This is a genomic window from Streptomyces cucumeris (assembly GCF_024295805.1).
Taxonomy (GTDB): Bacteria; Actinomycetota; Actinomycetes; order Streptomycetales; family Streptomycetaceae; genus Streptomyces; species Streptomyces cucumeris.
In genome coordinates this window covers 1-10,232 of sequence record NZ_JANCLX010000009.1, presented here as the reverse complement: position 1 = coordinate 10,232, position 10,232 = coordinate 1, and the positions used below count along the sequence as shown (strand labels likewise).

9 protein-coding genes, 1 tRNA gene and 1 pseudogene are annotated in these 10,232 nt (G+C 72.5%); 3 read left to right on the top strand and 8 right to left on the bottom strand.

Annotated elements, in window-relative coordinates; translation table 11 throughout:
• Positions 1-107: 107 nt before the first annotated feature.
• The 6 genes from NMK44_RS15670 to NMK44_RS15645 all read right to left on the bottom strand — a co-directional run bounded on the left by NMK44_RS15670 (position 108) and on the right by NMK44_RS15645 (position 4,914).
• Positions 108-638, bottom strand: a complete 531-nt coding sequence (locus NMK44_RS15670; RefSeq protein ID WP_254743424.1) for a hypothetical protein — start codon at positions 636-638, stop codon at positions 108-110.
• A 68-nt stretch (positions 639-706) separates the two neighbouring features.
• A complete protein-coding gene (pth, locus tag NMK44_RS15665; protein WP_254743422.1) occupies positions 707-1,300 on the bottom strand; it encodes an aminoacyl-tRNA hydrolase in 594 nt (197 codons plus the stop codon).
• 108 nt (positions 1,301-1,408) lie between these two features.
• Positions 1,409-2,011, bottom strand: a complete 603-nt coding sequence (locus tag NMK44_RS15660) for a 50S ribosomal protein L25/general stress protein Ctc (RefSeq protein WP_254743850.1) — start codon at positions 2,009-2,011, stop codon at positions 1,409-1,411.
• Positions 2,012-2,219: 208 nt separating this feature from the next.
• Positions 2,220-3,197 carry a ribose-phosphate diphosphokinase gene (locus NMK44_RS15655; RefSeq protein WP_254743420.1) on the bottom strand — a complete coding sequence of 326 codons (978 nt, stop codon included), beginning with the start codon at positions 3,195-3,197 and terminating at the stop codon, positions 2,220-2,222.
• A gap of 71 nt (positions 3,198-3,268) precedes the next feature.
• Complete coding sequence (gene glmU, locus NMK44_RS15650; RefSeq protein ID WP_254743418.1) at positions 3,269-4,726, bottom strand: bifunctional UDP-N-acetylglucosamine diphosphorylase/glucosamine-1-phosphate N-acetyltransferase GlmU; 1,458 nt, start codon at positions 4,724-4,726, stop codon at positions 3,269-3,271.
• A gap of 116 nt (positions 4,727-4,842) precedes the next feature.
• Positions 4,843-4,914, bottom strand: a tRNA-Gln gene (locus NMK44_RS15645).
• Between the two features lie 202 nt (positions 4,915-5,116).
• On the opposite strand from NMK44_RS15645, the gene NMK44_RS15640 reads away from it, so the two are divergent.
• Positions 5,117-6,547 (top strand): sensor histidine kinase, encoded by a 1,431-nt coding sequence (locus NMK44_RS15640; RefSeq protein WP_254743416.1) that lies wholly within the window; start codon positions 5,117-5,119, stop codon positions 6,545-6,547.
• Positions 6,548-7,062: 515 nt separating this feature from the next.
• On the opposite strand, the gene NMK44_RS15635 is transcribed toward NMK44_RS15640, so the two are convergent.
• Positions 7,063-7,542: an SUKH-3 domain-containing protein gene (locus NMK44_RS15635; RefSeq protein WP_254743848.1), complete on the bottom strand. Its 480-nt coding sequence runs from the start codon at positions 7,540-7,542 to the stop codon at positions 7,063-7,065.
• 17 nt (positions 7,543-7,559) lie between these two features.
• Positions 7,560-8,081, bottom strand: a complete 522-nt coding sequence (locus NMK44_RS15630) for a YwqJ-related putative deaminase (RefSeq protein WP_254743414.1) — start codon at positions 8,079-8,081, stop codon at positions 7,560-7,562.
• Between the two features lie 221 nt (positions 8,082-8,302).
• Between NMK44_RS15630 and NMK44_RS15625 the strand changes: the two genes are divergently transcribed.
• Together NMK44_RS15625 and NMK44_RS15620 are read left to right on the top strand one after the other, a co-directional pair.
• Positions 8,303-9,280: an HNH endonuclease gene (locus tag NMK44_RS15625; protein ID WP_254743412.1), complete on the top strand. Its 978-nt coding sequence runs from the start codon at positions 8,303-8,305 to the stop codon at positions 9,278-9,280.
• 5 nt (positions 9,281-9,285) lie between these two features.
• Positions 9,286-10,232: pseudogene (locus NMK44_RS15620) on the top strand (SUKH-4 family immunity protein); the annotation flags it as partial.

Below are 10,232 nucleotides of genomic sequence, written 5' to 3'. Positions count from 1 at the left end.
CCCCCGCCGCCCCCCGTCCCCCCCCCCCCACACCCGGGGGGGGCCCCCCCCCCCCCGGGCCCCCCCCGCCCGGTGTCGTCGTCAGGAGGGCCGCGCCGGGAGGCGCGTCAGAAGGTGAGCGCGGCGAACGAGGCGCCGAGCAGGGCCGCGCCCAGCAGCCCGGTCACCCAGGCCGTCCGCCGCATCCGCAAGCCCCCCGCCACCAGCAGCGCGGCCAGCAGCAGCGAGCCGCCCAACGGCACCCAGGCGTGCAGCACTCCGGCCGGGCCGGTGCGGACGCCCTCGTCGGTCCCCGGTTTGAGCGCCACCGCCAGCCGGTCGCCGGTCCCGTCGGTGACGGCCTTGTCGATCCGGACCCGGTCGGGGTCCTCCCCGCCCTCGCGGGCCGGGGTGAAGGAGCCGGTGCACCAGTCGTCACCGCATTCGCGGACGGTGACCACGCCCCGGTCAAGTCCCTTGGTGAGCATGGCCGGACGGGCGTCGCTCCAGGACGACCACACCCCGGCGGCCAGCAGGAACAGCGCGATCAGCGCCACCACCGCGTTCTTGGTGAGCAGCAGCAGTCCGTACGCGCTCTCGCCCGCACGCCGGGTGCGGCTGCGCTTGGAGGTCACAGTGGTCACACCGGGGGAAGCCATGGCGGGATACTGGCCATGACGGGACCCGGGGTCAACCTCGGGCGAAGAAACGGGCGAACAGGCGTTTGTCAGGAGTTGTACGTGGTCTGCGCGCGCTCCAGCCCGTCCACGATCAGTGTCTCCACCGCATCGGCCGCGCGGTCCACGAAGTAGTCCAACTCCCGCCGCTCAGCAGAGGAGAAGTCCTTCAGGACGAACGCCGCGACATCCATCCGGCCGGGCGGACGGCCGATCCCGAAGCGCACCCGGGCGTAGTCGGGACCCAGCGACTTGGTGATCGACTTCAGTCCGTTGTGGCCATTGTCACCACCGCCGACCTTCAGCCGGAGCGCCCCGTAGTCGATGTCCAATTCGTCATGGACCGCCACGACATGGTCCACCGGCACCTTGTAGAAGTCGCGCAGCGCGGTGGTCGGTCCGCCCGAGAGGTTCATGAACGACATCGGCTTGGCGATGACGACCCGGCGGCTTCCCGGGCCGGGCGGGCCGATCCGCCCCTCGACGACCTGGGCCCGCGACTTGTGCGCCTTGAACCGGGCGCCCATCCGTTCGGCCAGCAGTTCGGCCACCATGAAGCCGACGTTGTGGCGGTTGGCGGCGTACTCGCCCCCGGGGTTGCCGAGACCCACCACCAGCCAGGGGCTCGTGTCGTCCGTCGTCATGCTGTGTCTCTCCTGGAGGGACGGCCGCCGCCCCGCCCCGCCGCACCCGTGGACGGGGGCGGCGGGGGCGGAACGGCGGCCGGAGAAAGGGAAGAAGGGAGCCGGAGCTTACGCCTCCTCGGTGGCCTCTTCCTCGCCCTCGGCGGCCTCCTCGGCCGGAGCCTCGGCCTGGGCGGCGACCACGTGCAGCACCGGGGCGTCGTCCTCGACGGCGAGGGTGGTGCCGGAGGGCAGCTTGATGTCCTTGGCGTGGATGGTGGCGCCCGCGTCCAGGCCCTCGATGGAGATGGTGACACCCTCGGGGATGTGGGTGGCCTCGGTCTCGACCGGGAGGGCGTTCAGCACGTGCTCGAGCAGGTTGCCGCCGGGGGCCAGCTCGCCCTCGGTGAGGATCGGCACCTCGACCGTGACCTTCTCGCCCTTCTTCACCAGCAGCAGGTCGATGTGCTCAAGGACACCGATCTTGATGGGGTGGCGCTGGACGGCCTTGGGGATGACGAGCTCGCTCTTGCCGCCCTCGATGTCCAGGCGGATCAGCACGTTGGCGGTCTTCAGCGCCATCAGCAGGTCGTGGCCCGGCAGGGTCACGTGCACCGGCTCGGTGCCGTGGCCGTAGATGACACCGGGGACGCGGCCGGCAACGCGGGTGCGGCGGGCCGCACCCTTGCCGAACTCGGTACGGGGCTGAGCGGAGATCTTGACCTCGGCCATGGGGCACTCCTCGTAGATCGTGTCCTGATATGTGGGCGTCACCCGGCCCACGACAGACCTGCTACGAAGAGCGCGTCGATAACGGACAGCTGTGCCGAGCACAGCCTCCCTCGCCGAGCAACCCCATGAGTCTACCAATGGCCGGATATGGCTGAGGCCACCCCGCCCGCGGGGTGGCCTCAACCGGTGCGCTCAGTGCCTAAGCCCATCAGGCGTGCTCCTCGAAGAGGCTGGTCACCGAGCCGTCCTCGAAGACCTCCTGGACCGCGCGGGCGATGGTGGGCGCCATCGACAGCACGGTGACCTTGTCGAGCTCGACCTCGCTCGGGGTGGGCAGGGTGTTGGTGAAGACGAACTCGCTGACCTTCGAGTTCTTCAGCCGGTCGGCGGCCGGGCCGGACAGCACACCGTGGGTGGCCGTCACGATCACGTCCTCGGCGCCGTTGGCGTACAGCGCGTCGGCCGCGGCGCAGATGGTGCCACCGGTGTCGATCATGTCGTCGACCAGGACACAGACCCGGCCGTCCACATCACCGACGACCTCGTGCACGGTGACCTGGTTGGCCACGTCCGGGTCGCGCCGCTTGTGCACGATCGCCAGCGGGGCGCCCAGCCGGTCGCACCAGCGGTCGGCGACCCGCACCCGGCCGGCGTCCGGGGAGACCACGGTGAGCTTGGTGCGGTCCACCTTGGCGCCCACGTAGTCGGCGAGCAGCGGAAGGGCGAAGAGGTGGTCCACCGGGCCGTCGAAGAAGCCCTGGATCTGGTCGGTGTGCAGATCGATGGTGAGGATGCGGTCGGCGCCCGAGGTCTTCAGCAGATCCGCGATCAGACGGGCCGAGATGGGCTCGCGGCCGCGGTGCTTCTTGTCCTGGCGGGCATAGCCGTAGAAGGGGACGATCACCGTGATGGACCGCGCGGAAGCCCGCTTCAGCGCGTCGATCATGATGAGCTGCTCCATGATCCACTTATTGATCGGAGCGGTGTGGCTCTGGATCAGGAAGCAGTCGGCGCCCCGCGCGGACTCCTGGAAGCGGACGTAGATCTCGCCGTTGGCGAAGTCGAATGCCTTGGTCGGGACCAAGCTGACGCCCAGCTCATGGGCGACCTCCTCGGCCAGCTCGGGGTGGGCGCGGCCGGAGAAGAGCATCAGCTTCTTCTCGCCGGTCGTCTTGATCCCGGTCACAGCAAGTCTCCTTGGATGTCACTTTGGTGCGCTTCACACGGTACGCCCCGCACGGCATACCCGTGTACGGGTCACTGATCGCCCTGGTTGTCCTGATGAGCGCTTTCCGCCGCCCGCGCCGCGGCACTTCCGGGGCGCTTGCGGGCCACCCAGCCCTCGATATTCCGCTGCTGTCCGCGGGCGACGGCCAGCGAGCCGGGGGGCACATCCTTGGTGATGACCGAGCCGGCGGCGGTGTACGCGCCGTCCCCGATCGTGACGGGAGCCACAAGCATGTTGTCGGCTCCGGTGCGGCAGTGGCTGCCGATGGTGGTGTGGTGCTTGTTGACGCCGTCGTAGTTCACGAAGACGCTCGCGGCACCGATGTTGGTGTGGTCGCCGATCGTGGCGTCGCCCACGTAGGACAGATGCGGCACCTTGCTGCCCTCGCCGAGCGAGGCGTTCTTCATCTCCACGTAGGTGCCGGCCTTGGACTTGGCGCCCAGCCGGGAGCCGGGGCGCAGATACGCGTAGGGCCCCACTCCGGCGCCCGCGCCGACCTCGGCGCGGTCGGCGACGGTGAACGAGACGACGGCGCCCTCGCCCACGGTGGTGTCGGTGAGCCGGGAGTTCGGGCCGACCTCGCTGTGCGCCGCGAGGTGGGTGGCGCCCAGCAGCTGGGTGCCGGGGTGGACCAGTGCGTCCGGCTCGAAGGTCACGGTCGCGTCGATCCAGGTGGTGCCCGGGTCGACCACGGTCACCCCGCTGAGCATGGCGCGCTCCAGCAGCCGCTCGTTGAGCAGCCGGCGGGCCTCGGCGAGCTGGACGCGGTTGTTGATGCCGAGGATCTCGCGGTGGTCACCGGCCACGGCGGCGCCCACCCGGTGACCGGCCTCACGCAGGATGCCGAGCACATCGGTGAGGTACTCCTCGCCCTGGCTGTTGTCGGTGCGGACCTTGCCCAGCGCATCGGTGAGGAGCTGGGCGTCGAAGGCGAAGACACCGGAGTTGATCTCGCGGATCGCGCGCTGGGCGTCGGTGGCGTCCTTGTGCTCGACGATCGCGGTGACGGCGCCGCTGGCCGCGTCCCGCACGATCCGGCCGTAGCCGGTGGAGTCCGGCACCTCGGCGGTGAGCACCGTCACCGCGTTCCCGTCGGTGGCGTGCGCCGAGGCCAGCCGCTCCAGGGTGGCGCCGGTCAGCAGCGGGGTGTCCCCGCAGACGACGATCACGGTGCCGTCGAGGGCGACCCCGCTGCCGGACAGCTCCTCAAGACCCATGCGGACGGCGTGTCCGGTGCCGTTCTGCTCGTGCTGGACGGCGGTGCGCACCTCGGCGTCGATCTCGGCGAGATGTGCGGTGACCTGTTCGCGGGCGTGTCCGACCACGACCACCAGGTGCTCGGGGGAGAGCTCGCGGGAGGCGGCGACGACATGTCCGACGAGGGACCGGCCGCAGATCGCGTGGAGGACCTTGGGGGTCGCCGACTTCATACGGGTGCCCTCACCCGCTGCGAGGACGACGACGGCTGCCGGGCGGTTGGCGCTCACGGGTGTGCCCTTCGGCTTCGGGGGTGGACACCCGCAGGATACCGAGAGGTTTCCGGACGGAAACGTGTGCGGGTCCCGATCGGGGCGATCAGGACCCGTGGGGACGGAAAGAAGAGCTCCCCTGCCAGGACTCGAACCCGGAACAACCGGACCAAAACCGGTAGTGTTGCCTATTACACCACAGGGGATAGAAAAGCCATCAAATCGGACATCCTGTCAGGGTGTCGATCCGGCCCCCACCACTATGCCGTACCACCAGCCCTCCGTGCGACGGTATGGATCAGCGTCGTTGCCCCGTTTCCGGGACCCGGCGCCGTGCGCCGTTCGAGTGACCCGCACCCCGTCGTGTCCCAGGGAAAAGCCTTGCGGTCCGGCCGTAGTCTGGTCGCTATGAGTGCTACGGGGGTAGTCGAGGCAGCGAGTGCGCGGGGCGCGCCCGCTGGTCCGTGGTGGTGGTCGCGGCGGCGGAGCATGCTGCTCGACGTGGGGCTCGCCGTCGCGTCGTCGGCGGAGTGCGCCGCGGAGGGCGTCGGTTTCGCGCAGGACGCCCGCATTCCCACCCTGCTCGGGGTGGTGCTCGGGGTCGTCGTCGGCTCGACGCTGGTGCTGCGCCGCCGGTGGGCGATCGCCGTCGTCCTGATATCGATCGCGGTCACCCCGGCCGAGATGGGGCTGCTCCTCGGTGTGGTCGGCCTCTACACCCTGGCCGCCTCCGAGGTGCCGCGGCGGATCACGGCGGTGCTCGCCGGGATGGCGGGCTCCGGGACGCTCATCATCACCATGATCCGCTTCCAGGAGGACATCAAGAAGGACGGCTGGGAGCCGGGGCTCTGGGTCGTGCCGCTGGTCTCGGTGGTGATGGCGCTGGGGATGACCGCCCCGCCGGTACTGCTCGGCCTCTACGTCAGGGCCCGGCGGCGGCTGGTGGAGAGCCTGCGGGAGCGGGCCGACGGACTCGAGCGCGAGCTGTCGCTGCTCGCGGACCGCGCGGAGGAACGGGCCGAGTGGGCCCGCAACGAGGAGCGCACCCGGATCGCCCGCGAGATGCACGACGTGGTGGCGCACCGCGTGAGCCTGATGGTGGTGCACGCGGCGGCGCTCCAGGCGGTGGCGCTGAAGGACCCCGAGAAGGCGTCGAAGAACGCCGCGCTGGTCGGCGACATGGGGCGGCAGGCCCTCACCGAGTTGCGGCAGATGCTGGGGGTGCTGCGCTCCGAGGACGGCCAGCGGCCCGGCACCGCGGCGGCCGCTCCGGCCGCCCCCCAGGAGCGCCGGGTGCCACTGGCCGCGGTGGCGGTGGCCGCGACGGCCGCCGCGCAGGCATCGGCGGCCGAGCGGGAGTCGGATGACCTGGGCGGGCCGACTCTGGCGGAGCTGGAGGCGCTGGTCGGGCAGTCGCGCGCGGCCGGGATGACCGTGGAGCTCTCCGTGGAGGGCGAGGAGCGGGGCTACGCCGCACGGGTCGAGCGGACCGCGTACCGGGTGGTGCAGGAAGCGCTCACCAACGTCCACAAGCACGCCCCGGGCGCCAGCGCCCGGGTACGGCTCGCCCACCGCCCGGACGAGATCGCCGTACTGGTGGAGAACGGGCCGAGCGAGCGCGGTGCGGCGGACGCCGGGCTGCCCAGCGGGGGCAACGGTCTGGTCGGTATGCGCGAGCGGGTCTCCACACTGGGCGGAGGCTTCGTCTCGGGCCCGACGGAGGCGGGCGGCTTCCGCGTCTCGGCGGTCATCCCGGACCGTACGGGCGAGGAGTCGGCGGACCCCGCGGAGGCTCCCGCCGAGGAGTTCGAAGACGTGGAACGCGCCAGGAGCGCATAGCGGGCGCGGCTGTCGCCGCCGTCGAGGGACGGGCGCTCCGCGCGTCGCGCCTCGCGCTCCGCGCGGAACGCGGTTGTCGGTCACCGCACAGGTCAGCCGGCCATCCGGGCCGGGGCGGGCGCCGGGCCGCCGCGGGCGATGCGTTCGGCCGCGCAGGGCGGGACCTCGGAGCCGGGCCGGGCGATCGTTCAGTGTCGTGCACGGCGGCACTTCCGCCGGGGCTCCCCGGGTGCGTGGGTGGGGGCGTGTCCGCCGCGCGGGGGCGGCGGGGCTGCCGTAGCCGTGGCGGCGGTCCGGGCCGGGAGCCGGGCCCGGGATGGGCGACGGCCGGCGTGCGCCGGGGTACTGGCGGGCTCGCGGCCCGGGCACGCGACCGGGCCCGGGGCGGTGCACTGGATCACCGGCGGGTCTTCGGGACGGGCGTCCGTGTATCCCCGGCACCGGGCGGTGTGCGTACGGGCGGGCCGTCGGCCCCTCGGCCGGGTCGCGGGCCCGGCTCGGGCCCCGGCGAGGGGTTATGCGCGGGGGAGCCGTGGCGGGAGGGTGCCGGAGACCAGCGTGGCCAGCGCCGCGTCCACGCTCGCGCCCAGGTACCAGTCACCGCAGTGGTCCATGCTGTACACCCGCCCCTCCGCGTCGATCGTCAGCAGGGCCTGGCCGTCCGCCTCTTCGCCCAGCGGGCAGACCTCCGTCTCCAGCGCCCGGCCCAGATCGCTCAGGGTGCGGGCCAGGTGGAGGCCGGGCAGGGGGTCGATCCGGAACGGGGTCGGGGCGATCTGCCGCCCCGCCGCGGGCGGCCGCACCTCCAGTTCGCCGAACTCCGCCCACGCCTCGACGGCCGCCGGGAAGACCGCGTGCTGGTGTCCGGCGGGGGAGGTGTGGGCGCGCAGGGTGTCGGCCCAGACCTCGGCGCGCCGGATGTCCCAGCGGCCGGGCTGCCAGCCCGCCTCGCGCAGCGCGGCGTCCACGGCGATGGGGAAGCGGGTGACGTCCATGCGGTCGTATGCCTGTTTCACTCGGTCTCACCCACGACCCGTACGCCGAACTGGGCCAGCAGCGCCGTGCAGGACAGACAGGGCGGGGCGTAGCTGCCGTGCCGAGGGTCACCGGCCTCGCGGATACGGCGGGTGGTGAGCTTGGCCTGCTTCAGGGAGCGGCGGGCCTCGCCCTGCCCGAGCGGTTTGCGGGAGGCGCGTTTGGAGCGGTTCGCCTCGAAGGCCGTCAGATGGCGGGAGAGCAGGATCGCCTCGGCGCAGCGCCCGGTGAACCGTTCCCGCTGGCCGGTCGGGAGCGCGTCCAGGAACTCCTGGACCAGGGGGTGCAGTGTGGGCGGCTGATTGCCCTTGACGCCGGTGCAGGTGAGGGTCTCGCCGCGGACGGAGAGCGCGGCGGCCACGGCGGGCAGGATGCCGTCACGCCGGTGGTGCACCGCGGGCGGTCCTGCATCGGGGTCGACGCTGCTCCAGCCCAGCCGGGGGTCGCTGGCCGCGGGGGCGGCGTCAATGCCGCTCCCGTCGCTCCGCGTGGTCTGCATGTGGTGGTTCCCTCCCTACCGCAATCCCCCGGTTGCAGTGATCAGATTGCCAAATGTGCCGGGTGGTGCGGTAGTCCGGGCTTGTACCTCCAGGTGACGCGGCGCGGCGCCCCCGCGCGACCGCCCCGGGGTGGCGGCGGCCGGGGCCACCGACCGGTTCCGCCCATTGCGCCAACGCATAGGCTGTGTGCAGTAGACAGCATCAGCAGGGGGCAACCGCCATGACGACAGGTCGGCTCGGGCAGCAAGCCGCGCCACCGAACACGGCCTACGCCGGGCAGGTCGTGCACTTCCCGGACCCGGTCCGGGCCGCTCGCCACCCCAAGGGCGTCCGGATGGATGAAAACGGCTTTCCGGACTTCTCGCCCTATGCCCGCGCAGCGGCCGAAATCGCCGAGCCCCCCGAGGGCTTCGGCGTCGACGAGCTGCGGCTGACGGACTACGTCTCGGCGAACGCGGCACAGTTCGCCGCCGGTCATGAGCTGTGGAAGGACTCCGCGCCGGTCGCCACCCCGCACGGCTGGACCTGGCACCACGTCGCGGGTACCCGCCGGATGGAGCTGATCCCGGCCGAGGTGAAGGCGCTGCTGCGGCACCACGGCGGACTGGCCACCGCCCAGGTCGACCAGGACAAGCGCGGCACCCGGCCGCTCCAGGAGACCCGGCCGATCCACTTCGGGCTGCCGGTCCGCGGTCTGTCGGTCACCGAGGAGCAGGTGCTCGGCGTCGAGGAGGACCTCGGCTACCGGCTGCCCGGCGCGTACCGCTCGTTCCTCAAGGCGGCGGGCGGCTGCGCCCCGATCGGCGCGGCCCTCGACCCGGAGCTGGGGCTGCTGATAGACCAGCCCTTCTTCACGGTGCGCGACGAGGCCGCGGTCAACGACCTGGTCTATATGAACAAGTGTCTGCGCGACCACTTCACCAAGGACTACCTGGGCGTCGGCCTCGTCCAGGGCGGAGTGATCGCCGTGAAGGTGAAGGGCGACGCGATCGGCTCGGTGTGGTTCTGCGCGTACGACGATGCGCGCGACCACGACGGCTGGACGGTCCAGGAGCGGGTGACGGAGCTCATGCTGCCGTGCGGCGATGACTTCGACGCCTTCCTGCTGCGGCTGGCGGGCAATCCGCCGGAGCTGGAGACCGTGGCGAACCTGATGGTGGACGGCGGATTCGCGTACGCCGTCCCGGTGGAGGAGTGAGCGCGATGGTGACCTTCGCACAGGCGCAGGAGCGCGCGGAACTCTGGATAAACGGTGATGTGCCCGCGTACCAGCAGCGCGAGGTGCGGGTCCGGGAGTTCGACCTCGGCTTCGTGGTCTGGGCCGAGGACCGGGCCGACGGTCCGGTCTCGGACTCGGCCGCCGACGGCGCCCGGATGGTGATCGCCCGCGACAGCGGGGAGACCACGCTGTGGCCGGGACTGCCGGTCGGCGAGGTCGTCCGCCGGTACGAGGAGTGCTACGGGGCGACGGCCGAGGCCGCCCCCGCGGACACCACCGGCGGCCGCCAGCAGCGCATCGATCTCAACGCCACGTCCTTCCTGCTCACTCCGCCGGAGTGGTTGCAGGAGGCGGCGGACGCGATGAGCCTGCCGGACCAGCGGCTGGACATTCCCGACCAGCGGTCGGAGGCCGGGTCCGGGTCCGGTACGGGATCCGGTACGTCCGGGTCCGGTGAGCCGTCGCAGGGCGCACCGCCGGTGGCGGGTACGCCGCCCACTCCTCCCGCACCGGCCGCCGCCTCGTCCGGCTCCTCCGCCGCGTCGGCGCCCTCCGGCGGGACGCCGTGGGCCGACACCAACTCCGGCGGCGACGACGGCGACCGTTCGGTTGCCCCGCCCGCGACGGTCTTCGCCCCGGCGCTGGCGGGTTGGGACGACGAGGACACCCCGGTGCCGGGCGTGCGGCCGGAGGCCAAGACCGAGCTGCTGTCCGGCGGCAGTGCGCTGCCGCCCACGGCCATCGCTCCCCAGGTCGAACTCCCCGGAGGTCCGGGCGCCGTGCCCGGTGCCGGTCCGGCCGCCGGTGCCGCTCCCGGCGCGGCCGACATCGCGAACGAGGCCACCCGCAAGGCGTCCCCCGGCGGGCCGACGCCTCCGCCGCCGCCCGGTGCCCCGGGCGCGCCCGGGGCCCGGCCGGGTCCGGGTGCGCA